Origin of the sequence: Croceicoccus esteveae (assembly GCF_031846435.1) — a bacterium.
Classification (GTDB): domain Bacteria; phylum Pseudomonadota; class Alphaproteobacteria; order Sphingomonadales; family Sphingomonadaceae; genus Croceicoccus; species Croceicoccus esteveae.
In genome coordinates this window covers 166,894-192,707 of record NZ_JAVRHS010000005.1, presented here as the reverse complement: position 1 = coordinate 192,707, position 25,814 = coordinate 166,894, and the positions used below count along the sequence as shown (strand labels likewise).

The following is a 25,814-nucleotide window of genomic DNA, read 5'->3' as shown; positions in this document are numbered from 1 at the left end:
GCACGCAGACGGGGAACGACCGGCAGTGAAACAAATGTCGACGTTTCGGCCAACTGGCTGAAGTGTCGCAAGCACTGTGCAGGAACGCTCACCGCTCATGATCGCAGATGGATGAGTCTCAGATGCAAGCGCGCCAGTGTGCTGTCGATGTTGGCAACACTGAGTATAATGCTGTTCAGCGTGGAAGGTTCCCGCGCCAACGCAGAAGTTCTTGATTATCTACCCCAATTCGTGACAACTCAGGCTGAAACAGCTTTGGTTGCCAATTCAGTTCCTGCCGATGCGGCGCTGGAACGTACGACAGTGTTCGTATCGGCGCCTGTCGTACAGGCGATTCCTGCCCCTGTTGAACCCATTAACCGCAAACCCGACTTCGACATGGTCGAAGCGACCTCCTTGGGTGATCTCGTTACGGCTATGCCGGAACCTTCCAGCCTCGGCGAAGAGCTGCATTGCCTGGCTGGAGCTATCTATTTTGAATCGAAGGGCGAATCGCTTGCAGGCCAGCTTGCAGTAGGCCGCGTTATCATCGCTCGTGCGCAATCGGGACGTTTTCCGGAAAGCTATTGCGGCGTCGTGTTGCAGAGATCGCAGTTCAGCTTTGTCCGCGGCGGGAGGATCCCGTCGATCAACCAGTCCAGCAAAGCGTGGAGCCGGGCCAAGAAGCTCGCGATGATCGCCAACGCCGGTAGTTGGCAGAGCGAAGCGGAAGGCGCGCTGTTCTTCCATGCAAAATACGCCGCCCCGGGTTGGCGCAACCGCATGGCGCGGCTCGCGCAGATCGACAACCACATCTTTTACCGCTGATCATAGCAGCGACGCATGAGAACCGCTCCTTCTTGGGCGGTTTTCATGCGTCGCGCAGATTGACCCAGATCGGCGCGTGATCGCTGGCCCTTTCCCGTCCGCGGTGCGAGCGGTCCACTCCTGCGGCAACAAGGCGGTCCGACGCCTTGGGCGATAGCAGTGCATGGTCGATCCGAAAGCCATGATCGCGTTGCCATGCGCCTGCCTGATAGTCCCAGAACGTCCAGAGGCCGCCTTGCGGGTAGAAGTGGCGGATTGCATCTGTCCAACCGTCGTAGACCAGCCTGAACCAGGCGTCACGCGTTTCTGCCTGGGTGAGTGCATCGTCACCCATCGCAGCCGGCGACCAGATGTCAGCATCGGTGGGGATCACATTGAAATCGCCGATCACGACAGCAGGCACTTCCAGATCACGCAGATGCGCCATGCGCGCCCGTAGGCGTTCGAACCAGCGCAGCTTGTAGAGAAATTTGGGGCCGGGCTGCGGATTGCCGTTTGGAAGGTAGATGCAGGCGATATGCACATCCTGGGACCGGCACTCGAGGTAACGGGCCTGAGTATCGTCCTCATCACCGTCAAGTCCGGTCTTGACCAGAACCGCCGGCGATCCTTGCCGGCTTAATACGGCAACCCCGTTGAAACCCTTCTGACCGTGCCAGATTGCCTCATAGCCCAACGGAGCAAAGGCATCGGCGGGAAAGGTACCATCCGATGACTTGATTTCCTGAAGACAGGCGATATCGGGCTGCGTCTCTTCCAGCCATTCCAGCAGCCGGGGCAGGCGTGCCTTTACGCCATTGATGTTGAAGCTGGCAATTTTCACCGATAGTGGTCAGACGGCAAAACTGGACCCGCAGCCGCAACCGGCAGCGGCCATCGGATTATCAACCCGGAACGCCGAACCGCCCAGCGATTCAACATAATCGACCGTACAGCCGCGGACCAGATCAAGGCTCATGGCGTCGACCACCAACTCAACACCATCTTCTTTTACAACGACATCGTCGTCTGCAAGATCATCGGCCAGTCCGAACCGATACTGAAACCCCGAACATCCACCGCCTTCCACCGAAAGACGCAACCGGGCCGGTTTGCCCTGCCGCTGCGCAATCGCACCGACACGCTGAGCGGCAGACGGGCTTAGATGTATGGGATCACTTGGCATGGCTTGAAGATAGGCGAGCGCGGCGCTGGCGGCAAGCCGGCTGGGCAAAAGATGGGCTCGCATAGCAGTGCTGCGCCATATTTCCTGTCCATATGGGCCCTTGCAGGCAGGCCGTTAGGCCTCAAGTGCCTTGCGTAGTGCTGCGCCGGCCTGCAAGATGTACGGTCCGACATCAGGAACCAGCGGCGACATGGCGAAAAAGCCGTGGATCATGCCTGATGCGTCAATCAGTTCAGTTGCTACTCCTGCGGCTGACAATCGCCGGGCAAGCTCCACACCTTCATCGTGCAGAGGGTCGTATTCGCCAACCATGATAGTCGTTGTGGGGAGCCTGCTCAGATCGTCGTTTTGCAACAATGCCGCAAGCGGTGCCGCATCAGCCTGCGTATCGCCAAGATATTGCTTCCAGAACCACTGCATCATCTCTGTCGACAGGAAATAGCGTCCATTACCGCAGCGGCCATAGGAGCCAGTACCAAAATCGTCCTGAACAACAGGATACAGCAGCAGTTGATGGCGCAGCGTTGGCCCGCGGTCGCGCGCGAGCAAGGCTGCGGCCATGGCCAGATTGCCGCCCGCGCTGTCACCGGCAACGGCAAGCCGCGACACGTCCACTCCAAACCGGGAGGCATGTTGTTCTGCCCAGCACAAGGCATCGAAACTGTCGTGGACAGCAGCTGGATACGGCGCCTCGGGCGCAAGACGATAGGCAAGAGACAAGATGGCGCTGCTACTGGCATTGGCAAGTTCGCGGCAGCTGCGGTCGTGCGTATCGAGCGTTCCCATGACCCAGCCTCCGCCATGCAGATACAGCGTCAGCGGCGGTGTTCCCGACGTGCCAAGCGGCAGGTACAGCCGCGCTGCCAAGGTGCGCCCGTCCAGCGGGATCTGGAGATCGCGCACCGATGCCACCTGCACCTGCTCGCCCACTTCGATCGGTGCGTCGCCGGTCTGGCGCATGAAGCCGACGTCCATTGCGGACCAATCGGCAGCCTCCATGCCGGCAAAGGCCTCCAGGATCGGTTCGAAAGCAGGATTGAGCGGCATTTTGAATATCTCCTTTGCAACGGTCGCAATCCTGCGGCAGCATGACCTTGGCTGTTCAGGCCAACCGGTGTCAACAATGCAGGGAAGAACAATCATCATGGGAATGTACAAGGACAAGGTCGTACTGATCACTGGCAGCGGTTCCGGCATTGGCGCTGCTGCAGCACAGCGGTTCGCACAGGAAGGTGCAGCGGTGCTCGCGGTCGATCTGAACGCCCAAAGCGCCCAGGATGTTGCGCAGGTAATCCAGAAAAATGGCGGAAGGGCCAAGGCGTTTACCGCCGATATCTCGAGCGCCAGCGACAATCAGGCGATGGTCGATGCGGCGGTGGATGCCTTCGGCGGACTGGACGCCGCGTTTCTAAATGCCGGATCCTATGCAACAAAGCAATTTGGCGATCATGATGCCGAGATGTTCGACAGGATGATCGCGATCAATCTCAAAGGCGTGTTCCTGGGTTTGCAGGCGGTTCTGCCCGTGCTGCGCCATGGCGGATCGGCGGTGGTAACCGGATCGAGTTCCGGTATGACCGGCCTTGCGGATGCAGCAGCGTACAGTGCAGCAAAGCATGGCGTCGTGGGTCTGGTGCGCTCGGCTTCGCAGGCTTTTGCTGCACGCGGGTTGCGGGTAAATGCCGTGTGCCCCGGTCCTGTGGGGACCGCGATCTTGGGCGTGACCGAGATGCCAACGCTGCAAGATGCCGACACGCTCGCTGTTCCGGACTACGCAGGCACGCTCCTGCCGCAACATATCGCCGAGGTTGCCCTGTTTCTTGCCAGCCGAAGGTCGGGCGGCATCAACGGACAGGCCCTGCTGGCGGACGCAGGCTTTCTGGCGAGCTACCCGCCACAGGAATGAGCGCGGGCAACAGCGTCACCGGCAAGCCTCAGGACTTGTCGGCAACGCACTGCGCGGGAACCGGGCCGGCACCCGATGGCACATTGGGAAAGATTGTATTGCCACATACATCCCGACCCCGACGCGCCGCGCAGCGACAGCCCTTTACATCTGCGGTTCTGCCGATCGCGTTGAACGGTTCAGTAAACAACCACGCTGCGAATGCTCTTTCCCTCGTGCATCAGATCAAAACCCTGGTTGATTTCATCAAGGCTAAGCACATGGGTGATCATCGGATCGATGGCGATCTTGCCTTCCATGTACCAGTCGACGATCCTGGGAACATCAGTGCGGCCCTTTGCGCCGCCAAAGGCAGAGCCGCGCCAGTTGCGCCCGGTAACAAGTTGAAACGGCCGGGTTGATATTTCCTTGCCTGCCTCGGCAACGCCAATGATGATCGAGGTGCCCCACCCCTTGTGGCAGCATTCCAGCGCCTGGCGCATCACATCGGTGTTGCCGGTGCAATCGAACGAATAATCCGCTCCGCCATCCAGCATGGCGACGAGGGTTTCAACCAGTTCTGCGTCGCCAAGCTTCTTGGGATTTACAAAATCAGTCATGCCGAATCTGCGGCCCCACTCCTCCTTGTCGTCGTTGATATCGACGCCGACGATCCGCCCTGCGCCGGCCATTCTGGCGCCCTGAATGACGTTGAGGCCGATTCCCCCCAACCCGAACACCACGATGTTGTCGCCTGGTCTTACCTTGGCAGTGTTCACCACAGCACCCACGCCTGTCGTGACCCCGCAGCCGATGTAGCAGCTTGTCTGGAACGGGGCGTCGGTGCGGATTTTCGCCACCGCAATTTCCGGCAGCACGGTAAAATTGGAAAAGGTGGAGCAGCCCATGTAATGAAAGACCGTCTGCCCCTTGTAGGAAAAGCGGCTTGTTCCGTCTGGCATGACCCCGCGCCCCTGCGTATCGCGGATTGCGCTGCAAAGGTTTGTTTTTCCCGACAGGCACATCCTGCACTGGCGACACTCGGGCGTGTAGAGGGGAATGACATGGTCGCCGGGCTGCACGTAAGTCACGCCTGCGCCGATTTCCCGCACGATCCCTGCACCTTCATGGCCAAGCACAGCGGGGAAGATGCCTTCGCTGTCGAAGCCATCCAATGTGTATGCGTCGGTGTGGCAGATGCCGGTCGCCATGATCTCGACCAGCACTTCTCCTGCCTTGGGGCCGGCGAGATCAAGCTCGACCACCTCCAGCGGTTTTCTTGCTTCAAAAGCAACGGCAGCGCGCGTTTTCATGAGCAGAACCTTCCTGCAGAGGAATGAGAAAGCAGGCAGGCAAAGCATGCCCGAACCGCTCTGGCAAGCCGATCCTTTGCCCGGCCGCCGTCACCAGGAGTTATTGGTGCGGATCAGGTTGGCTGACTGGCACGACGGCATGCCTGCGCAACGACTTGTCTGTTACCACACGTCCTTGGTGTTATCGCCAAGACGATCGTCGATGGACTCGTCGTGTCCGGTGCCACTCGACATGAACACCAGCCCCATGAGTGCCGACATCAGCAGCATTGCAAAGCCGACGCCCAAAGCCGTCGCGATGTAGAAATGGATCGAGATCGGCCCGTTGCGCCAGTAAAGCACACCCAGCGACAGCACGATCATGACAATGGTGAACACCGCCATGAACCACATGAGCCGCTTGAACCTTGACCATGCAAAGGATGAATTGTCCGGATCGTCGAGAGGGGAGCGGCTCGTCATGGTGACAAGATGGGCCTGTTTCGAGCCGCTGGCAAGGTTGAGCATTTAATGGCAGGATGACAACAAGCATCCCGACACGCACCTTAGCAAAGGATTGCCAATGACTATTCAGAACATCATTGCCGGTCGTGACTTCCCCGTCATCAGCTGTACTTCGGACCTCCCGGTGAGGGAAGCTGTGGCGCTGCTGGCAGACAAGCGGATCGGCGCCATGCCGGTGCTGGACAGCAAGGGTGCGGTGCTCGGCCTGTTTTCCGAGCGTGACGTGATCCGGTGCCTGAAGCGAAATGGCAATGATACTCTCGACATCACCGTTGCCGATGCCATGACAAGCCCGGCCATAACGATCCCGCCGGCAAGCACCGTGAACGAAGCGCTTGCGCTGATGACGCACCGCCGGGTGAGACATTTGCCAGTCGTGGAAGCCGGCCGCATCGTCCACTTCGTGTCGATCGGCGACCTGGTCAAATACAAGATCGATGCGATCGAAGGAGAAGCCAGGGCAATGCGCGACTACATTCGTTCGTCCTGATCCTCGCTGAGCGGACCGCCCTATTGCGGGAGAGTTGCAGTGCCGAGCGCGGGCACCGCAATGGTGCGCCTGCCGGCAAAATCAGTGCGGATCACAAGCAACTCCATGCGTTCAAAATTTTCGAGCAGACGGCGGATGCGTCCAGGCGAATTGGTGCCGTAGATCCGCGCCAGTGCCTTGTCGTCGGGGCAGGGCTGGCCGAGCTGCGCTGCTGCCGCGATGGCGAGGAATGGAGCAAGCATTTCTTCCGGCACATCGCTGCTGAGCTCGACCACCTGTGCGAACTGCGGGTCGTGTTGGTCGAAATCGGCAAGTGCCATTGCGAACCGGCGGTTGAACATGCGCATGTCCATACCATGCAGCGGTGCATTGCGCGCGCGGCAGCGCAACGTGAAATCCTGGAACAGGGTAGCAGCCGATTGGAAGGCTGCATCGTCTGCTGCTGCCATCTGCGCCAGCACTTTAGCGACAATCACGTCGCGGTGCGTCGATCCCTTGCCGTCGGAACTTTCGCCTGCTGCGCAGACGTCGGGCGGATCGCCGCCGTCGGTCCGCTCCTGCTGTGCCACAAGCTGTTGCAGGACGGTGTTCGCATCGATGCGCGCTGCCTCTGACGCGCTGGAGGCGTCGTGCAAAGCTGCCTGCGCCATGGTGCTGCCATCCTCGTCCGATTGAGGCTCGTCCGATTGGGACTCGTTCGAGTGGGGGTGGCGCAGCAGCAGCTCCATTTCCTGTGCATCTGCTTGCGGCAGGGGTAGGAGGCCAGGCGCTGCGCCGCGGGTGCCGGTGGCGACGCTGCCAATCCGCACATCGACCGGTCTGCGGGAAATCGCCGGGCCAAGCCCGAGAAAGCGTCCGCGTTCAAGGTCGCGGATCCGTTCCGCCTGCCGCCGTTCCATGCCCAGAAGATCCGCGGCGCGCGTCATGTCAATGTCAAGAAAGGTGCGCCCCATCAGGAAATTGGAAGCTTCTGCCGCGACGTTCTTGGCCAGCTTGGCCAAACGCTGCGTTGCGATCACCCCTGCCAACCCGCGCTTTCGCCCTCTGCACATCAGGTTTGTCATCGCTGTCAGCGATTGGCGTCGCGCATCGTCGCTGACGTCGCCGCCTTGCGACGGCGCAAACATCTGCGCCTCATCGACGACCACCAGGGCCGGGTACCAGTCTTCGCGTGGAGCATCGAACAACGCGTTGAGAAAACCGGCCGCGCAGCGCATCTGCGCTTCCACTTCCAGCTCATCCAGCGCCAGCACGACTGATGCGCGGTGCCTGCGAACGCGACCAGCAAGGCTGGCGATCTCGGCCTCTGCATAAAGCCCGGCGTCGATCACGACGTGGCCATGCGGGTCCGCAAGCGTCACGAAATCGCCTTCCGGGTCGATGACGATCTGCTGCACGACCCCTGCACTCTGTTCGAGCAGCCGGCGCAACAAGTGCGATTTTCCCGAACCGGAATTGCCCTGCACCAACAATCGGGTGGCCAGCAATTCCTCAATGTCCAGTGGGACCGGCGCTCCTGCCGGATCGGTGCCGATGATGACAGTCGTGTTCACATGCCGTCGATAGCCCATGGCGCCCTGATGCCAAGCATCCGTTGCCCCCATCCCCGGAAACTCCACCGCAGTGTCGCGCCCAGCGCGCGGGTCGCCAGGCGGTTGGGCAGCGCGGACATCGGTGGCGGGCGCCGGTCCAGCATGCGGCCGGCCCAGCGCGGCAATAGGTCAAGCGCTGCATTGCCCAGCATCAGATGCGATGCTGCCACTGCCGGGTTGCGGCCCGACGGTTTCAGTACCAGATCGGCCACTTCTCGGGTTTCCGCAATGACCATCAGTTCGGGCCGGTAGTCGCGCAGCAGGTCTTCTGCTTCTGCCCGCGTCACCGGCACCGGATCGGCGCCCAATGCGCGCGCGACATATGCCGCCTCGGCAAAATACAAGTCCTGGTCGGCTGCGTTCATCGCCGGATCGACATAGCGGATATAGGCATCAAGGAAACACAGCGACTCCGCGACGTGCACCCACGCCAGCAAATGCGGGTCGGACGCGCGATATGTCGTGCCGTCGGGCAAGACGCCTTCGACCCGCTCGTGGATCGATCGCACGCGGCCGATCGCGGCTTCGGCATCTACCTTTCCGGCATAAGTGGTGATCGCGATGAACCGCGCAGTGCGGCGCAGACGGCCCAGCATGTCCTGCCGGAAATTGGAATGGTCAAGCACCCCGCGCAGCGCGGCAGGGTGCAGCATCTGCAGCAGCAGCGCCGCCATGCCGCCGACCATCATCGACACGACATCGGCATGCACCGTGCGCACGATCGAGCCGCGCGGCGTAAGCGCATCCTCGCTATGGCCGATCGGCGCTTCGCCGCGCGCGGTGTCGTTGAACACCATGCGCACCTGTCGCCGCAGCAATGCCTTTACGGAATCCGTCGCGCTGAACGGGCGCACCTTGCTCATTGGCGCATCAGGACCCGTCCGGCCGTGCCAGCTTGCGATGCATCTGCGCCAGCAGGTCATCGGGCAGCAAGCCGGCGAAAGTGTCCTGAACCTTGTTCATGAACCCGCTGACGACGTGGGATTCGCCTTTCAGCATGGCGTTGTAACCATCCTGCGCAACTTTGGCCGGATCGGCCTTGGGTGCCTTGGCGAGCTTGGTATCCTCCATTTCGGCGCGCTCGAAAAACGCCGTGCCGGTTGCGCCGGGCAGGAGGCAGGTAACGGTGACGCCGCTATCCTTGACCTCATTGGCAAGCCCGATGCAGAAATCATCAATGAAGGCCTTGGTCGAATTGTAAACGAGGTTGAACGGACCGGGAATGTGTCCGGCAATCGATCCGGTCACCAGAATACGCCCGGCACCGCGTTCCTGCATCTTGCGGCCGATGTTGTAGACGAGCGCGACCGTGCCTGTGATGTTGGTGTGCAAGGTCTGGGCAATCTGGTGCCATTGCTGATCGAGGAACAGCCCTCCTTCCCCAGCGCCCGCGTTTGCGAACAGCGCTGCAACCGGCCGGTCCCCCACTGCTTGCAGCAAGGCGACAATGCCGTCGCGCGTGGCGAGATCACCTTCGACCGTTTCCACCGACGCGGCACCGGCGGCGGTTACTTCGGCTACGGCCTCAGGCATGGGATTGCGCGCGACGAGCAGCAGATCGCAGCCATCGCGCGCGGCCCGCTTAGCCAGTTCCAGCCCGATGCCGCTGGACCCGCCGGTCACCACAACAAGGCCGCTCAACTTTTCGATGGTCCGGCTCATGCAGCGGTTCTTTCCATGCCGGGCTTCAGAATAACCTTGGTCCATTCGTTCTGTTTGCTGCTGAAGTTCTTGTATCCCTCGGCCGCGTCCTCCAGCGGCAGGCGATGGCTGATGAGAAAGGTTGTATCAATCTCGCCATTCTCGATCTTTTTCAGCAAATCATGCGTGTAACGTTGCACATGGGTTTGCCCCGTGCGCAATTGCAGCCCTTTTTCCATCAGCGCGCCTAATGGAAATTTGTCGACCATGCCACCATAGACACCCGGCACCGACACGCGTCCGCCCGGCCGCACCGCCAGGATCGCCTGTCGCAAGGCATGGGCACGATCGGCGCCAATGCCGACCGTCTGCTTGGCGACGTCCAGCATGTTGTCGATGGCAAATCCATGCGCCTCCATGCCGACCGCGTCGATGACGGCATCCAGGCCAATCCCGCCCGACATTTCCATCAACGCTTCCTGCAGATTGCTTTCGCGGAAATTCACCGTATGCGCACCCAATCCGCGCGCCAATGCAAGCCGGTGCGGATAATGGTCGATGGCGATGACCCGCGCCGCGCCCATCGCAATGGCGGACTGGATGGCGAACAGCCCGACCGGGCCGCAGCCCCATACGGCAACGGTATCATCGGGCTGGATCTCGGCATTTTGCGCGCCCATCCACCCGGTCGGCAGGATGTCGGACAGGAACAGCACTTGGTCATCGGTCAGCGAGTCGGGAACGACAATCGGTCCGACGTCGGAAAACGGCACGCGCACATATTCCGCCTGTCCGCCCGAATAGCCGCCGGTCAGGTGCGAATATCCGAACAGTCCCGCCATCGGGTGACCATACAAGGCGGCTGACATGTCCTGTTTTTCAGCCGGATTGCTGTTTTCACAGCAGCTGTATTGCTGAATTTCGCAATGGAAGCAGCCGCCGCAGGCGATCGTGAACGGCACCACCACCCGCTGCCCCTTGGTCAAGGTGCTGGCAGAGCCGGTTTCCACGACCTCGCCCATGAATTCATGGCCAAGGATGTCGCCGGACTGCACCGCCGGAATGACACCATCATAAAGGTGCAGGTCGGACCCGCAGATCGCGGTCGAAGTCACCTTGATGATGGCATCGCGGTCATTGACGATTTCAGGATCATCGACGGTTTCGACGCGAACATCGTGCTTGCCGTGCCAGGTAAGTGCTCTCATTTCAATTCTCCTGCTTTTGCGCGGCGCGGGTATTTTGGGGGCGGTTGGCAGAGGTGGCGATTTCGCCTGTTTCCATCAGCATCTTGAACCGCTTCAGATCATGGCGGGCATGCGTTCTCGGGTCATCCATGAACAGTTTCGACATGATCTTGCCAATGGCGCCGCCGCGCGGCTTGTAAGCGATGATCAGCGAAACGCGTGTGCCGCGGTCTCCCGGCGCATCATCGAATGTCACGCGACCTTCGGTATCGACATCCGATCCTTCGACCGACCGCCATGCGATCAGCTTGTTCTGCACATCCTTCACCACCTCGGTATCCACCTCGATGATGTCGCCTCCATGGTCCTGCATGAACCATGCGGTGCGTCCGTCGGCCCTGTTCTCCACCCGATCGAGGTTGAACATGAAGCGCGGCAGGTTGGAAAAATCGCGCCAATAGGCAAACAGTTCGGCGCGTTCCTTGCGGATGGTCACGGTGCGGCCAACGACCTCATATCTGCCGAAGCTGCGCCTCTGGGTCCACCCGGGCGCATTGTCAGGGTGGTGCTTGCGGTCGCGCGTGGCGAGCCATGCACCTACCGCCGCCGCGCCAAGCGCGACGCTCACCCCGGTCAGCGTTCCGGCTTTCGTCTTCATGTCTGTTGTCATTGTCGCCTCCAGCTTTGATCGGCCCGTGCTTTCGCCTGACCCGTGCTTTTGACCGAACAGCGATTGACCGGCGGTCAGGTTCCATGGCTGACGCGCAGTTCATACCTCGGTCTGGTCATAATCGCCGCACCAGCGCCTGCCTAAAAAGCTGCCCGGACCAGCTGCTCAGGCCAGCTGCCCATACCAGCCTGGCGCGACGCCTGGCTTAAACCGAGGAACACGCACGGTTGCTGCCTGTTACAAGCAGGCGAGAGCCGCGCAAAAGCTCACCGGCAAAACAGGAGCGAAGGGATGAACAATACGCGAATGGAAACCGATTCCATGGGCGGGATCGCAGTCGACGCGGACCGCCTGTGGGGAGCCCAGACAGAACGGTCGCGGCGCAATTTCCGCATTGGCTGCGAAACCATGCCTGTGCCGGTCATTCGCGCGCTCGGCATCGTGAAACGCGCCGCTGCGCGCACGAACGAGGCCTTGGGACTGCTTGATCGCAGGCTTGCAGATGCCATCGTGAAAGCAGCGGACGAAGTCGTTGCAGGATCGCTGGATCATGAGTTTCCGCTGGTGGTCTGGCAGACCGGATCGGGCACCCAAAGCAACATGAATGTAAATGAAGTGATTTCCAACCGGGCCAACGTCCTGCTCGGTTCCGAGCCGGGCGCGAAAAGCCCGGTGCACCCCAATGACCACGTCAACATGAGCCAGTCTTCAAACGACACCTTTCCTACCGCCATTCACATCGCCGCGGTCACGGAGATCACCGGCCGGCTGTTGCCTGCCCTGCATGCGATGCAGCATGACTTTGCTGCAAAGGCGCGTGACTGGCACGACATCGTAAAGATCGGGCGCACGCATACGCAGGATGCGACGCCGCTTACCCTGGGTCAGGAATTCTCAGGCTATGCCCGACAGGTCGAGCTGGGGCTGGCGCGGGTGGGAGTGACACTTGAAGGACTGTACGAACTTGCGCAGGGCGGGACGGCTGTTGGTACAGGATTGAACGCGCCGGCAGGCTTTGCCCAGCAGGTTGCAGAGCGCATCGCGCAGGACACGGATCAGCCATTTCGCACCGCGTCCAACAAGTTCGAGGCACTGGCCGCACAGGATGCACTGCTGTTCGCCCATGGCGCACTCAACACCTTGGCCGCAGGATTGTTCAAGATCGCGAACGACATCCGCTTTCTGGGATCGGGGCCGCGATCGGGGCTGGGCGAGCTGGCGCTTCCCGCGAACGAACCGGGCAGTTCGATCATGCCCGGAAAAGTGAACCCCACCCAATGCGAAGCAATGACGCAGGTCTGCGCGCAAGTGTTTGGAAACCAGACCACGATCGGCTTTGCAGACAGTCAGGGGCAGTTCGAGCTTAACGTCTATCGCCCGGTGATGGCGCATGCCTTCCTGCAATCGGTGCGCCTGCTGGCTGATGCAGCGGACAGCTTCACCACCAACCTCTTGTCGGGGCTCGAGCCGCGCCGGGACAATATCGCACGCGGGGTCGACAATTCGCTGATGCTGGTGACAGCGCTTGCCCCATCGATCGGCTACGACAAGGCGGCCGCAATTGCCAAGGCGGCACACGAACAGGGGATCAGCCTGCGCGAAGCGGCCATTGCCAGTGGCGATGTCGACGCGCAGGAATACGACCGTCTCGTCCGGCCCGAAAACATGATCGCGCCCGGATAGTGCCTGCCTGTCACGACGCTGCGGCAAGATCGCCGGCAGGAACATTGGCGCGCAATTCGTCGAGCCAGACTTGCGCCACAGCATCCGACGGCGCGCGCCAGTCGCCTCGGGGGCTCAGGGCACCGGATGATGACACCTTGGGGCCGTTGGGAATGGCGGACCGCTTGAACTGGCTGAACTGGAAAAACCGGACAAGGAAGCTTTCCAGCCATTTGCGGATTGTGGGCAGGTCGTAAGCATTTTTTGCATCTTCAGGAAATTCTGCCGGCCATGTTCCACGTGCAACATCATGCCAGGCATGCCAGGTAAGGAAGGCAACCTTGGACGGTTTTTGCCCATACCGCATGATGTGGTGCAGGAAGAAATCGTGCAGTTCGTATGGCCCGATACGGTCCTGTGTGCTCTGGATCTCGCCATCTTCCCCTTGTGGTACCAGTTCCGGCGAAATCTCCGTTGCCAGGATCGCCTCCAGAACGGCATCGGCGGCAGGATCGAGCTGGTCAGTGCGAGTGCTCCAGCGGATCAGATACTGGATCAACGTCTTGGGCACGCCTGCGTTCACGGCATAATGGCTCATCTGGTCGCCCACGCCATAGGTGCACCAGCCCAGCGCCAGCTCGGAAAGGTCACCTGTACCGATGACGAAGCCTGAATGCTGTCCGGCAAGCCTGAAGAGGTAATCGGTGCGCAGACCCGCCTGCACGTTTTCGAACGTTACATCATGGACAGGCTCACCCCGCGCAAAAGGATGGTCGATATCCTCCAGCATGCGCTGCGCGGCTGGACGAACATCGATTTCCTGTGCGGTGATGCCGACCGCCTGCATCAGTTGCCACGCATTCGCCTTTGTCTCGTCGCTGGTGCCGAACCCCGGCATCGTGTAGCCAAGAATGGTGGTGCGTGGCAGGCCGAGCTTGTCGCAGACCTTGGCCGCCACGATCAGCGCATGGGTGGAATCGAGCCCGCCTGAAACGCCCAGCACCATGGTCTTGCCGTTCGTCGCCTCGAACCGCCGCATCAAGCCGTCGACCTGAATGTTGAACGCTTCGAAACAATCCTCGTCCAGTTTGCCTTGGCGATTGGGGACAAAGGGAAACCGGCGGATTGGCCGGACAAGGCCGATGCTGCCGCGCGCAGGGGCATGATTGAACCCGATGGTGCGAAACCGCGTCTGCGGCAGGTCTGCCGCTTCTGCCGCGTCGTTGAAAGTCTGCGTCCGCAGACGTTCATTGAGGATGCGCGTACAATCAATGTCGGCTATGCACAGTCTGGCGTCCGTCTCGAACCGGTCCGATTGCGCCAGCAGATCTCCCAGTTCGTAGATGATGCCTTGCCCATCCCAGGCAAGATCGGTGGTGCTTTCGCCGTGACCGGCCGCGGAATAGACGTAAGCAGACATCGTGCGTACCGACTGCGACCGGCACAGCAGATGCCGTTCATCGGATTTGCCGATGGTGATATTCGACGCTGACAAATTGGCAAGGATCGTTGCCCCGGCCAGTGCACCTGATGTCGATGGCGGGATCGCGGCCCAGAAATCCTCGCATATCTCCACGTGCAGCTTGAAACCGGGCAAATCCTGCGATGCGAACAGCAGGTCCGTGCCAAAAGGAACGATCTGCCCGCCGGCGGTGATTTGCTGGTCTGTGATATTGCGCCCACTGGCGAACCAGCGACGCTCGTAAAATTCGCGGTAATTGGGAAGGAAGCTTTTTGGCACGGCACCAAGAATGCGACCGCGCGCGATGGGGACGGCGCAATTATACAGCCGCCCTTCGTGCCGCAGTGCTGCGCCAACGAGCAGGACAGGACAAAGCTGCGCCGTTGCCGTAGCAATCCGGGCCAGAGCGTGATCGACCACGCTTATGATCGCATCCTGCATGTGCAAATCGTCCAATGCATAGGATGACAGGCAGAGTTCCGGAAACACGACAAGGTCTGCATGCGCGTCATGTGCACGCTGTGCCTGATCCAGGATGGCGTCACAGTTGAAAGACACATCGGCGGTCCGCACGCGCGGCGTGCCGGCAGCGACCCGGACAAAGCCGTGTTCGTGCATGGATGTGAAGTTCACGTCGCGTCCTCCGGCATTGTCATTCATCAACTGTTACGCCTTTTTGGTTCTGGCAAGAAGTAGCGTGCCGGGCTGTATACCGCGCACCGGCTGAGACGTGAGTTCCGGCATGCTCTTCGCGCAGCGTCTTGGCGGCCATCGGACGCCAAAGGTGCCTGCGGGCCATCGGCGAATGCCTGTCTGATTGCGCCGCGCCCCCATCGCTACTGTTTTGCCGGCCGCGTTATGGTCGTCGGGTAGGGCGCCAACAAGAAATTAGTTTTGCAGCGTTGAACCCGGGCAAATTATCGCGTCGCGAGGCATGGCTCCGTTCCAGTGCATCTGCCGCATGTCGGGCAGGATGGGCTCTGGGATGCAAGAATATATTGGCTCGACCAGCGGCAGTTCCTTTTCAACACCTTATCTGCATCTGCTTGCGTAACGCAGGCAAAACAAAGGGGGCAGGCAAGACAAAAGGCCCCCACCTGTAGGCGAGGACCTTTTGTTCAATTCTCAGGAATGATTTGCGGCGGGATCAGCTTGTTCTGGTCGTTGCCTTGTTCGTGGCATCGTCATCGTCATAGGTCCGCATCTTGCCGAGGTTGTCAGTGCGGTCATTTCGATCGACCGCCTTGACGCGCAGATTGTTCTGCACATGGCTCACTCCCGACACGTCCTCTGCGCGATCCTCTGCCCGACGCTTGCTGCGGCGACTGTCCACGGTGCCATCAAGCGTCACTTCGCTGTTGCTGACCGTGACCGTGATGTTGCTCGCATCGACGTGCGAATCATCTGTCAGATAATCTGAAACATCCTCGCGAATGCGTTCATCTGACCGCTTGTAGCCCGACGGTCCACGTCCGCGATGGCTGCTCCTGCGACGGCGTTCGTCATGATCATCATCGTCAAACCAGCTGGAAATCTCGTCTCCTGCCTTTTCAAAGAAGCCGCGATCATCATCGCCACCATAGCGATTGTGACCGGCCGTCTGCGAATATCGCCCGGCAGCTCCGTAACCACCTGCACCATATCCGGCTCCTCTGCCACGGGTCGGATAGCGATCCCGGCCGCCGTAATCGTTGGAGTTGAAGCTGGAATAATCCTCGCTCCCGTAATCCGACTGGCCTGCTCCCCGGCTGTACCCGCTCGTGCGGCCATAATCGTCGCCGCCGCGATTCATGTTGCGCAAGCCACCTTGGTTCATCGAGCGATCATAATCGGAGCCAGTGCTGTAGCCACCGCGCTGCCTGTCATTACGATCCATGTTGTAGCGATCCATGTCGTAATATTGCGTCGGGTCGTAGTCGTTGCGATCGCCGCGCTGCCGATCATAACTGCGGTCGTAATCGCCCGAGCCGTAGGACTGCTGTCGCTGGTTCATGCGGTCGCGATTTCCACCTGCGAAACCGTCATTGTCGCGGGTATAGCGTTCGTCCCTGTTCCAGTTGGCCATGTGTGCGTCTCCTTGATTTTTCATTCATCAGTAGCGCAGGTCTGTCCCGTGCGCCTGCCGCCGATGCGGGCTTATGTTGATACAACGTGCAAGGCTGCAAATCGTTGCTCGGCTCATCGCACCATCATTTCAGCTTGCCGTAACCACAGGTTGGATCGACCAGTTTCACAGGTGGATCGGCAAGCCGCTACGCACCTGCGGCAATATGATGGCTACTGATGATGGCTATTGCGGACGGGACGGATCGCCTGCTCGCATCGCGTGCATTGCGCGGTGGCCAAAACGCGCTACGCTGCCGTCCATGATCAGAACCTTCCTTGCCGCTGCTGCTGCAATCGCTCTTCCTGCCGCATTTCCCGGCATGGCTTCTGCCGACGATCTTGCCGCATCGCTCGATGCGCAGATGCCGGCGTTGATGGAGCTTTATCGCGATCTTCATGCCAACCCTGAACTGTCGATGCAGGAGACACGCACCGCAGCAAAGCTGGCAGGGCTGATGCGCAAGCTGGGCTACGACGTGACCGAACAGGTCGGGATTACCGGCGTGGTCGCGGTGCTGGAGAACGGCGCTGGCCCCACGGTCATGCTGCGGGCCGACATGGATGGCCTGCCTGTGGTGGAGCAGACCGGCCTGCCGTTTGCGTCCACGGCCGTTGCCGCTGCCCGCTCCGGCGTTGAAACAGGGGTGATGCATGCCTGTGGTCACGACACGCACATGGCAGGGTTGATCGGCGCAGCGCAGCTTCTGGCCGAGCACAAGGATCAATGGTCGGGCACGCTGGTGCTGATCGCGCAGCCGGGCGAGGAAGTGGGCGAAGGCGCGCTGGCCATGCTTGAAGATGGTCTGTTCACGCGCTTCCCCAAGCCTGATTTTGCGGTTGCTTTCCACGATGCAGCAATGCCTGCCGGCGTGATCGGCTATTCGCCAGGCTATGCGCTCGCCAATGTGGACAGCGTCGACATTACGGTGCCCGGCGTCGGCGGGCATGGTGCCTATCCGCATATGACCAGGGACCCGATCGTCCTTGCCAGCAGCATCGTTACGCAGCTTCAGACCCTTGTCAGTCGCGGGCAGGATCCGCAGGACCCGGCGGTGGTCACGGTCGGCAGTTTTCATGCCGGCGCCAAGCACAACATCATTTCGGATGAAGCCAGGCTGCAGCTTACCGTCCGCAGCTACGGCGATGCCAGCCGCCAGCGCCTGCTTGACGGCATCGCCCGCATCGCGCGCGGTGAGGCGATCGCCGCCGGGATGCCGGAAGACAGGATGCCGGTGGTCACCATGGCGGACCAGTTCACGCCGGCAACCTACAACGACCCTGCACTGGCCGACCGGCTGGCGGGTGTCTTTGCCGGGCGCTTCGGGCAGGACCGCGTGACCAGAACGCCAGCCACCATGGGCGGCGAGGATTTCAGCCGTTACCGCCGGGCCGATCCCGATACGATTCAGTCGATGATCTTCTGGGTAGGCGGGGTCACCCCTGCCGACTGGCAGGCGTCGCAGGCTGGCGAAAAGGCGTTGCCATCGCTGCACAGCCCGTTCTGGGCGCCTGATGCTGAAGCGGTGATTGCAACAGGCGCAGCAGCACTGGCCGCAGCAGCAATGGAACTGATGCCTGCTTCCTGAGGCGGGCACTTTCGAAGGGGTGCAGCAAAGGAGCTTTTGTTCGCTCCAACATTTTCTTTCCTGAATTCGCAGCGCAGGTCGGCTAGACATTCTTCCACGATAAAAACAGGCCGCGCGGCCAGCGGGAGTGAGCGCCTCATGTCTTCAGGATTGACCCATCTGCAAAGGCTGGAAGCCGAAAGCATCCACATCATGCGCGAAGTGGCGGCAGAAGCGGAAAAGCCGGTCATGCTGTATTCTGTCGGCAAGGATAGTGCCGTCATGCTGCACCTTGCCCGCAAGGCGTTCTACCCTTCGCCGCCGCCGTTCCCGCTCCTGCATGTGGACACCACCTGGAAATTCAAGGCAATGTACGCGCTTCGCGAAAAAGCGGCCAGGGATGCCGGCATGGAACTGCTCGTGCATCAAAACCCCGAGGCAAAGGCACGCGGCATCAATCCCTTCGATCATGGGCCGCTGCACACCGACATGTGGAAGACGCAAGGGCTGAAGCAGGCGCTCGACCTGTATGGTTTTGACGCGGCATTCGGCGGCGCCCGCCGCGATGAGGAGAAGAGCCGTGCCAAGGAGCGGGTGTTTTCATTTCGCACCGCATCGCACGGCTGGGATCCGAAGAACCAGCGGCCCGAACTGTGGAACCTCTACAATACGAAAAAGGCGAAAGGGGAAAGCATCCGCGTCTTTCCCATCTCCAACTGGACCGAACTCGACATCTGGCAATATATCCAGCTGGAGGAAATCGAGATCGTGCCGCTCTATTACGCAGCCAAGCGTCCGGTGGTGGAGCGTGACGGGCTGTTGCTGATGGTCGATGACGAGCGCTTTCCTCTGCGTGAAGGGGAGGTGCCCGAAATGCGGTCGGTGCGGTTCCGCACGCTGGGCTGCTACCCGTTGAGCGGCGCTGTCGAGAGCGAGGCGACTGATCTTTCCGGCGTTATCCAGGAAATGCTGCTGACCACCACGAGCGAGCGGCAGGGCCGGGCGATCGACCGGGATGCGGGCGATGCCAGCATGGAGAAAAAGAAGCAGGAGGGGTATTTCTGATGGCCGCAAATAACGACGGACCCGCTTATCAGACCGACACGCTGATCGCGCAGGATATCGATGCCTACCTGCAAACCCACCAGCACAAGACGATGCTGCGGTTCATCACCTGCGGGTCAGTGGACGATGGCAAGTCGACGCTGATCGGGCGCCTGCTCTACGATTCCAAGATGATCTTCGAGGACCAGCTTGCCGCGCTGGAGGCGGACAGCAAGCGGGTCGGCACGCAGGGGCAGGAGATCGATTTTGCGCTGCTGGTGGACGGGCTGGCCGCAGAACGCGAGCAGGGCATCACCATCGACGTTGCCTATCGGTTCTTCAACACGGAAAAGCGCAAGTTCATCGTGGCCGATACTCCGGGCCATGAACAATACACCCGCAACATGGTGACAGGCGCGTCCACCGCCGACCTCGCGATCATCCTTGTCGATGCGCGTAAAGGCGTGCTCGTCCAGACGCGGCGCCATTCCTATCTGGCGAATCTCGTCGGCATCAGGAACATCGTGCTGGCGGTGAACAAGATGGATCTCGTCGATTACAGCGAGGAGGTCTTCCGCACGATCGTTGCCGATTATCGCCAGTTCGCCGCGCAGATCGGGATCGAGGATTTCGTTGCCATCCCGATCTCTGGCTTCAAGGGCGACAATATCGCGGCGCGGTCGGACAACATGCCCTGGCACGCCGGGCCGGTGCTGATGGACCATCTTGAAACGGTGGAAATCGCGGCGGACGCCGATATTGGCAAGCCGTTCAGGATGCCCGTCCAATGGGTTAACCGGCCCAATCTGGACTTTCGCGGTTTTTCCGGTCTGATCAGTGCCGGCACGGTGAAGCCGGGCGACCCGGTGCGCATCGTACCATCGGGCAAGACCAGCACCATCCGGTCCATCGTGACCTTTGCAGGCGATCTTGACGAAGCGCAGGCGGGGCAGTCGGTCACGCTCACCCTTGCAGACGAGGTTGATTGTTCGCGCGGCAGTGTCATTGCCGCGGCCGACAACCCGCCGCAGACCGCCGACCAGTTCGAAGCATCGATCGTGTGGATGGCGGACGAACCCTTGCTGCCGGGCCGGTCGTACTGGCTGAAGCTCGCGACGCAGACGGTCGCGGTCAGCGTCCATGAACCCAAATATGTCGTCGACGTCGATACGCTCGACCATCTGGCGGCAAAGACATTGGAGCTGAACGAGATCGGCGTTGCTGAACTGGCTACGGAAAAGCCGATCACCTTTGTTCCCTTCCGCGATGAAGAAGACCGCGTCAGCCCGACCTTGGGCGGGTTCATCCTCATCGACCGGATCACCAATCAGACGGTTGCTGCCGGCATGCTGCATTTCGCGCTGCGCCGGTCGCAGAACGTGCATTGGCAGGCGCTGGACATCACGCGCGAAACCCGTGCGGCGCTCAAGAACCAGGCCCCGCGCGTGGTGTGGTTCACCGGCCTGTCGGGATCGGGCAAGTCCACCATCGCCAATCTGGTCGACAAGCGGCTCAACCGGATGAACCGGCACAGCTTCCTGCTTGATGGCGACAATGTGCGCCACGGCCTCAACAAGGATCTGGGCTTTACCGACGCCGATCGCATCGAGAATGTGCGCCGCGTGGGCGAGGTCGCCCGGTTGATGAGTGATGCCGGGCTGATCGTGCTGACCGCGTTCATCTCGCCATTCCAGGCAGAGCGCAACATGGTGCGCAGCATGATGGCGGATGGAGAGTTTGTCGAAGTGTTCATCGACACGCCGCTTGCCGTCGCGGAGGAGCGCGACACCAAGGGGCTGTACGCCAAGGCCAGGGCCGGAAATCTCAAGAACTTCACCGGCATCGACAGCCCCTATGAACCGCCGCAAGCGCCCGATATCCGCATCGATACAACCGCGATGACGCCTGAAGAAGCAGCCGACATGATCGTCGAACATCTGTTGGGGTGGTAAAGATGGTTCTGATTGCAGACGATGCCGAACTGGCCGCAAGGCTGGCACATGCGGCGGGACAGATCGCGGTGTCGGTGCGGGACAGCGGCCTCCTTGATGGCAAGGTGCTCGGCAACACCGGCGACCAGGTGGTCAATGCGTTCCTGATCCGTGCTCTACGCGAACAAAGGCCTGATGATGGCTTGCTGTCCGAGGAAAGCCGCGACACGATGGAGCGGCTGGAAAAGGACCGTGTGTGGATCATCGACCCCGTCGACGGTACGCGCGAATATGGTGAAAGTCGCGACGACTGGGCCATCCATGTCGGTCTTGCCATAGCCGGAGAGGCACAAGTTGGCGCGGTGGCGCTGCCCGGCCTCGACCTCGTCATGCGCACCGACGAGGTGGTGACGCTGCCGTCTGCACCTGAACGCCTGCGCATGGTGGTAAGCCGGACCCGCCCGGCTGCCGAAGCGGTCGCGGTGGCAGAGGCGCTCGGCGCTGAAATGGTACCAATGGGTTCAGCCGGTGCCAAGGCAATGGCGATCATCCGGGGTGAGGCGGATATCTACCTCCATTCCGGCGGCCAATATGAATGGGACAACTGCGCCCCTGCCGCAATCTGCGCTGCGCATGGCCTCCATTGTTCGCGGATCGATGGGTCGCCGCTGCGCTACAACCAGCCAGAGGTAGCACTGCCCGACCTGCTGTTCTGCCGTCCGGAACATGCGCGGCGTGTTCTGAATATCGTCGCCGGTCTTTGACGAAACGAGTGCTCAACAGCGTTACCTGTTAGCGGCGGCGACAGCCTCCACCGCAAAGCCGTAACCAGCGATACCGCAGCCGCAGATGACCATATCGGCCACAGCAGAGACATGGCTGTGATGGCGAAAGCTTTCCCGGGCATGAATATTCGTGATGTGCACTTCGGCAATGGGACCGTCGAAAGCAGCCAGCGCATCGCGAATTGCGATCGAAGTGTGGCTGTATGCACCCGGATTGATCACGATTGCCACCGACCGCACGCGTGCTTCATGAATCCAGTCGATCAGCACATGTTCGGCGTTGCTCTGTGCAAAAAAGATTTCATGGCCGATAGCGGCAGCGCGGCCGCTGCACAGCCGTTTTGCATCATCCAGCGTGTCGTGCCCGTAAATCTCGGGCTCCCTCTGCCCCAGCAGATTTAGATTGGGTCCGTTCAAGATGCTGATCAACGCCATGCGCGGGTTTCCTGTTGCCGTGCCGCACCCTTAGGCCGGCGCACGCATGCCGGCAACGCCTCGCTCCCGTTTGCGTGGCTTTACCTGCTGGCAAGATCGACCAGCATCGTGGCAGTCAAGATCTGCGGCAATTGCCGCACCGGCTGGTTTGGCTCGTACCAGAGGTAGAGCGGCACCCCTGCCGCACCGTTTGCGCCGAGGAAGCGCGTGACGGCCGGATCGCGCCGGGTCCAGTCAGCGCGCAGCACGATCACCCCGGCGCCGGCAAATGCATCGTGCACCGCGGCCCGGTCGATCGCGACCTGCTCGTTGAGCTTGCAGGTCACGCACCAGTCAGCGGTGAAATAGACAAAGACCGGCTGGTTGCTGGCTCGGGCCCGCGTCAGTTCCGCCTCGCTGAAAACGCGCGTTCCGGGCATCGCCGCTGTCGCTATGTCGCGTGGGTTCATCGCCATGGCCGCCCCACCTGTCAGCAGCGCCCCGGTCATCAAGGCAAGCGCTGCACCGCGTACTCTGCGGCCGCCACGCTGCCGCCTGCCGATTGCCCACAGGGAGGACAGCAACAGCACCGCGCCGGTGCCCGCGAGCAGGAACAGCGGCAAACCGCCAAGCCGCCAGCACAGCCAGAGCAGCGCCAGCGCGGTGAGCCCCATCGGCATCGCCATTGCCTTGCGAAAACTGTTCATCCAATTGCCGGGCCGCGGCAAAAGACGGCGAACACGTGGCACAAACCCGATCAGGAGGAATGGAAAGGCCAGCCCCAACCCCAATGCCGCAAACAGGCCGAGCGCAGCGGTCACCGGCAACAGCAGCGCTGCACCCATCGCGCCAGCCATGAATGGGCCGGTGCAAGGCGTCGCAACCAGCGCGGCAAGCACGCCCGTGCCAAAAGCGCCGGTCCCGCGTCGTTCGATCGCAACAGGCAGCAGCAATTCGAACCATCCGGCAAGATTGGCAGTGATCGCAACGACCAGCAGCAGCAGCAGCAGCACGGTCGCCGGCTCCTGAAGCTGAAAGGCCCAGCCGATTTCCTGTCCCGCGGCCCGCAGGGCGAGGAGAAGCGCGCCAAGCGCCAGCACCGTTGCCATTATCCCTGCTGTATAGGCGAGCGCCTCTGTGCGCGCACCCTCGCCGCCAGCGCGTGCCAGCGTCAGCGCCTTCAGGCTGAGCACCGGAAACACGCAAGGCATGATGTTGAGCAGCACGCCGCCTGCAAACGCTGCCAGCAGGAGCAGGGCCGTGCCCGGCAAAGTGCCGTTGGCCGGCAGCGCTGCCGCAAGTGGCACGCCTGCTGCAGGAACCATGCCGGGGCGCAGCGTCATGGCGATGCCGTTGTTGTCGGTGAACCGCAGCACCGCGTCAGCCGTTCCATCGAAACTGGCGTTTGCAGCAATGTCCGTTTCCATGATGAGCCAGTCGCCGGCACGGGAAAACTCCTGCCGCGCCGCATAGGCAATCAGCCCGTCCTGCTCGATGAACAGATGCGGTGCCGACACGCTGGCCTGCGCTGCCAGGGGGATCGCCACGCGCAGGCGTTTGCCCGTGATCGCATAGGTTCCTGTCTCGGCCAATTGCGCCGGCAGGGCTGCACGCCATTTTTCGAAACGCGGGTCGGGTTCGGCATTACTGTGCACAGCGACCGGGAGGGTAATTGCAAGCGTCGCTTGTTCGGGCACGCAGATCGTGTCGGTGCACGCCAGCCAGCGGGCGACGACGGCAATCCGCGCTTCACCGGGCGGAACGCCGGCTGCAAATTGCAACGGCACCAGAATAGCATGGGGACCTTCATAGACATGGTTCATCAGCCCGCTGATCAGCAAGGTCTGCGGCACTCCATAAGCAGGCTCGCCCGCACTCACGCCTGCGGGCAAGTCCCAGTCCAGCGTCATGCCCAGACCGGCATCGCCGGGGTTTGACCAATAGCCGTGCCAGCCAGGCTTGGGCTCCATTGCAATGGCGACGGTCACTGCCTCTCCGGGACGTACCGGCTGCTCGGCAACAAGGCGCGCTGCGATGTTGTTCGCCCACGCCGGCGATACCGCGCCAAACAGGCCACACGCCAGCAGCAGCGCCACCAGAAATCTGCGCAATTGGTTCAACAAGCCTGTCTCATCCATGCCGATGCGCTGCTCGCCAAGGCTGGTCGCAGCCACGCGACTGTCAGCAAGGGGGCGCGACGACGGGACTTGCGCATCGGTTCATGCCCCGCCATCAACGCTTCATCATCTAGGGATTGCCGTAACCGCTGTCCAGCAAAGGGCGTGCCTGCACAAGCCCAATACCGGCAGGCACAGCACCGGCAGAAACAGGATCAGGAAAGGCCGACATGATGGCGCAGCAACACAGCATCGACGGGGACCGGCGTGACGTGGTGATCCTTGGCGGCGGGCTGGTCGGGACCAGCCTGGCTTTGGCGCTGGCGCGGATCGGCGTTACCAGCCATGTGCTCGACGCTGCCGATCCGCAGACGCAATTGGCAGAAGGCTTCGACGGGCGCGCATCCGCCATTTCCACCGCCAGCTGGAACATGTTCGAAAACCTTGGTCTTGCGTCGCAACTGGAGCCTTATGGCTGCCCCATCGCTGCCATTGCGGTCAGCGATCAGCGCAAGATGGGCGAATTGCGGTTCCGGCCGGAACCTGGCGACGGGACGCTGGGGCGCATGTTTGCCAACCGGCAACTGCGCACCGCCTTGTTCGCCGCGATGTTGCAGACGCCGCAGATCAGCTTCCATCCCTCCTCCACAATCGTGGAACGCAGGCGCGATGCACATGGCGTAGCGGTAACGCGTGACGATGGCGCCCGGTTTTGCGGCAGCCTGCTGGTGGCGGCCGAAGGGCGTCGTTCCCCCACCCGCGAACAGGCCGGGCTTGCAATCGCCAGCTGGGATTACGGCCACCGCGCCATTATCTGCGGCCTTGCCCATGAAAAGCCGCACGAGAATATCGCCTGGGAAATCTTTTACCCCGACGGGCCGTTCGCGCTTCTGCCGATGCTGGACGATGCACAGGGGCGGCACCGTACCGCGCTGGTCTGGACCGTCGCGGAGCGGGAGGCGGCAGGCTGGCTCAAGCTTGGCGAACGCGCTTTTGTTGCAGAAGCGGCAAAGCGGATGGGCGGGGTGCTCGGCCGGCTCGAGCTGGTCTCTGCGCGTTCGTCCTATCCGCTTGCCTTCCACCATGCGCCCACCATCGTGGCCGACCGCCTGGCGCTGGTGGGAGATGCAGCGCACGGGATCCATCCGATCGCCGGACAGGGGCTCAACCTTGGCCTGCGCGATGTGGCCGCTTTGGCTCAGGTCATCGAGGATGGCTTGCAACTCGGGCTGGAGCCGGGCGACGGCGAGGTGCTGCGCCGCTATCAGAACTGGCGCGGTCTCGATGATTTTACAGTGGCGCTGGCAACGGACGGGCTGACTCGGATCTTCGGCGTTCCGGGCAAGGCGGCATCGGCCATCCGCCGCCTCGGAATGGGTGCGATCGAGCGGGCAGAGCCGGTAAAACGCTGGTTCATGGATGAAGCACGCGGGGTGAGTGGAACGCTGCCCCGGCTGTTAGAGGCGTAATCTTT

At 61.4% G+C, this 25,814-nt stretch carries 23 protein-coding genes; 9 read left to right on the top strand and 14 right to left on the bottom strand.

The window, feature by feature from the left end; translation table 11 throughout:
* Nucleotides 1–168 precede the first annotated feature (168 nt).
* Complete coding sequence (locus RM533_RS08435; protein WP_311340779.1) at nt 169–807, top strand: cell wall hydrolase; 639 nt, start codon at nt 169–171, stop codon at nt 805–807.
* A 43-nt stretch (nt 808–850) separates the two neighbouring features.
* Here the strand turns inward: RM533_RS08435 and xth are convergent, their stop codons facing one another.
* From xth to RM533_RS08420, 3 genes are all read right to left on the bottom strand, one after another.
* Nucleotides 851–1,630 (bottom strand): exodeoxyribonuclease III, encoded by a 780-nt coding sequence (gene xth, locus RM533_RS08430; RefSeq protein WP_311340778.1) that lies wholly within the window; start codon nt 1,628–1,630, stop codon nt 851–853.
* A 9-nt stretch (nt 1,631–1,639) separates the two neighbouring features.
* Nucleotides 1,640–1,972 carry an iron-sulfur cluster insertion protein ErpA gene (gene erpA / locus RM533_RS08425; protein ID WP_311340777.1) on the bottom strand — a complete coding sequence of 111 codons (333 nt, stop codon included), beginning with the start codon at nt 1,970–1,972 and terminating at the stop codon, nt 1,640–1,642.
* A gap of 114 nt (nt 1,973–2,086) precedes the next feature.
* Nucleotides 2,087–3,019 carry an alpha/beta hydrolase gene (locus RM533_RS08420; RefSeq protein WP_311340776.1) on the bottom strand — a complete coding sequence of 311 codons (933 nt, stop codon included), beginning with the start codon at nt 3,017–3,019 and terminating at the stop codon, nt 2,087–2,089.
* A gap of 76 nt (nt 3,020–3,095) precedes the next feature.
* Here RM533_RS08420 and RM533_RS08415 point away from each other — a divergent pair, with 76 nt between their 5' ends.
* Nucleotides 3,096–3,878, top strand: coding sequence for an SDR family NAD(P)-dependent oxidoreductase (locus RM533_RS08415; RefSeq protein WP_311340775.1), 783 nt, complete (start codon nt 3,096–3,098; stop codon nt 3,876–3,878).
* Nucleotides 3,879–4,057: 179 nt separating this feature from the next.
* Here RM533_RS08415 and RM533_RS08410 read toward each other — a convergent pair whose 3' ends face one another.
* The gene (locus RM533_RS08410; protein ID WP_311340774.1) at nt 4,058–5,170 is read right to left on the bottom strand and encodes an S-(hydroxymethyl)glutathione dehydrogenase/class III alcohol dehydrogenase; all 1,113 of its coding nucleotides are present in this window, start codon (nt 5,168–5,170) and stop codon (nt 4,058–4,060) included.
* A gap of 162 nt (nt 5,171–5,332) precedes the next feature.
* On the bottom strand, nt 5,333–5,632 hold the full coding sequence (locus tag RM533_RS08405; protein ID WP_311340773.1) for a hypothetical protein: 300 nt from the start codon (nt 5,630–5,632) through the stop codon (nt 5,333–5,335).
* Nucleotides 5,633–5,732: 100 nt separating this feature from the next.
* Between RM533_RS08405 and RM533_RS08400 the strand changes: the two genes are divergently transcribed.
* Nucleotides 5,733–6,164, top strand: coding sequence for a CBS domain-containing protein (locus RM533_RS08400; protein ID WP_311340772.1), 432 nt, complete (start codon nt 5,733–5,735; stop codon nt 6,162–6,164).
* 20 nt (nt 6,165–6,184) lie between these two features.
* Here RM533_RS08400 and RM533_RS08395 read toward each other — a convergent pair whose 3' ends face one another.
* The 5 genes from RM533_RS08395 to RM533_RS08375 are packed head-to-tail and all read right to left on the bottom strand — an operon-like array spanning nt 6,185 to nt 11,254.
* Nucleotides 6,185–7,735, bottom strand: coding sequence for a helicase HerA domain-containing protein (locus RM533_RS08395; protein ID WP_311340771.1), 1,551 nt, complete (start codon nt 7,733–7,735; stop codon nt 6,185–6,187).
* Nucleotides 7,714–8,619, bottom strand: coding sequence for an oxygenase MpaB family protein (locus RM533_RS08390; protein WP_311340770.1), 906 nt, complete (start codon nt 8,617–8,619; stop codon nt 7,714–7,716). The genes RM533_RS08395 and RM533_RS08390 overlap by 22 nt, the downstream gene beginning before the upstream one ends.
* Nucleotides 8,620–8,626: 7 nt before the next feature.
* Nucleotides 8,627–9,418, bottom strand: a complete 792-nt coding sequence (locus RM533_RS08385) for an SDR family NAD(P)-dependent oxidoreductase (protein WP_311340769.1) — start codon at nt 9,416–9,418, stop codon at nt 8,627–8,629.
* Nucleotides 9,415–10,605, bottom strand: a complete 1,191-nt coding sequence (locus tag RM533_RS08380; RefSeq protein ID WP_311340768.1) for a zinc-dependent alcohol dehydrogenase — start codon at nt 10,603–10,605, stop codon at nt 9,415–9,417. The genes RM533_RS08385 and RM533_RS08380 overlap by 4 nt, the downstream gene beginning before the upstream one ends.
* Before the next feature lies 1 nt (nt 10,606).
* Nucleotides 10,607–11,254: an SRPBCC family protein gene (locus RM533_RS08375; RefSeq protein ID WP_311340767.1), complete on the bottom strand. Its 648-nt coding sequence runs from the start codon at nt 11,252–11,254 to the stop codon at nt 10,607–10,609.
* Between the two features lie 291 nt (nt 11,255–11,545).
* Here RM533_RS08375 and fumC point away from each other — a divergent pair, with 291 nt between their 5' ends.
* Nucleotides 11,546–12,937 (top strand): class II fumarate hydratase, encoded by a 1,392-nt coding sequence (gene fumC / locus RM533_RS08370; RefSeq protein WP_311340766.1) that lies wholly within the window; start codon nt 11,546–11,548, stop codon nt 12,935–12,937.
* A gap of 10 nt (nt 12,938–12,947) precedes the next feature.
* On the opposite strand, the gene RM533_RS08365 is transcribed toward fumC, so the two are convergent.
* Nucleotides 12,948–15,038, bottom strand: coding sequence for an NAD(+) synthase (locus tag RM533_RS08365; RefSeq protein WP_311340765.1), 2,091 nt, complete (start codon nt 15,036–15,038; stop codon nt 12,948–12,950).
* Nucleotides 15,039–15,525: 487 nt separating this feature from the next.
* Nucleotides 15,526–16,443 carry a BON domain-containing protein gene (locus RM533_RS08360; protein ID WP_311340764.1) on the bottom strand — a complete coding sequence of 306 codons (918 nt, stop codon included), beginning with the start codon at nt 16,441–16,443 and terminating at the stop codon, nt 15,526–15,528.
* A gap of 301 nt (nt 16,444–16,744) precedes the next feature.
* On the opposite strand from RM533_RS08360, the gene RM533_RS08355 reads away from it, so the two are divergent.
* From RM533_RS08355 to RM533_RS08340, 4 genes are all read left to right on the top strand, one after another.
* Nucleotides 16,745–18,070 (top strand): amidohydrolase, encoded by a 1,326-nt coding sequence (locus RM533_RS08355; RefSeq protein ID WP_311340763.1) that lies wholly within the window; start codon nt 16,745–16,747, stop codon nt 18,068–18,070.
* Nucleotides 18,071–18,169: 99 nt separating this feature from the next.
* Nucleotides 18,170–19,114 carry a sulfate adenylyltransferase subunit CysD gene (cysD, locus tag RM533_RS08350; RefSeq protein WP_311340813.1) on the top strand — a complete coding sequence of 315 codons (945 nt, stop codon included), beginning with the start codon at nt 18,170–18,172 and terminating at the stop codon, nt 19,112–19,114.
* On the top strand, nt 19,114–21,045 hold the full coding sequence (gene cysN / locus RM533_RS08345) for a sulfate adenylyltransferase subunit CysN (RefSeq protein ID WP_311340762.1): 1,932 nt from the start codon (nt 19,114–19,116) through the stop codon (nt 21,043–21,045). Before cysD ends, cysN begins: the two co-directional genes overlap by 1 nt.
* A 2-nt stretch (nt 21,046–21,047) precedes the next feature.
* Nucleotides 21,048–21,788, top strand: a complete 741-nt coding sequence (locus RM533_RS08340) for a 3'(2'),5'-bisphosphate nucleotidase CysQ (RefSeq protein ID WP_311340761.1) — start codon at nt 21,048–21,050, stop codon at nt 21,786–21,788.
* A gap of 21 nt (nt 21,789–21,809) precedes the next feature.
* Here the strand turns inward: RM533_RS08340 and aroQ are convergent, their stop codons facing one another.
* Together aroQ and RM533_RS08330 are read right to left on the bottom strand one after the other, a co-directional pair.
* On the bottom strand, nt 21,810–22,244 hold the full coding sequence (aroQ, locus tag RM533_RS08335; protein ID WP_311340760.1) for a type II 3-dehydroquinate dehydratase: 435 nt from the start codon (nt 22,242–22,244) through the stop codon (nt 21,810–21,812).
* Nucleotides 22,245–22,324: 80 nt separating this feature from the next.
* A complete protein-coding gene (locus RM533_RS08330) occupies nt 22,325–24,397 on the bottom strand; it encodes a protein-disulfide reductase DsbD family protein (RefSeq protein ID WP_311340759.1) in 2,073 nt (690 codons plus the stop codon).
* 173 nt (nt 24,398–24,570) lie between these two features.
* Between RM533_RS08330 and RM533_RS08325 the strand changes: the two genes are divergently transcribed.
* On the top strand, nt 24,571–25,809 hold the full coding sequence (locus RM533_RS08325; RefSeq protein ID WP_311340758.1) for a UbiH/UbiF/VisC/COQ6 family ubiquinone biosynthesis hydroxylase: 1,239 nt from the start codon (nt 24,571–24,573) through the stop codon (nt 25,807–25,809).
* Nucleotides 25,810–25,814: the final 5 nt, after the last annotated feature.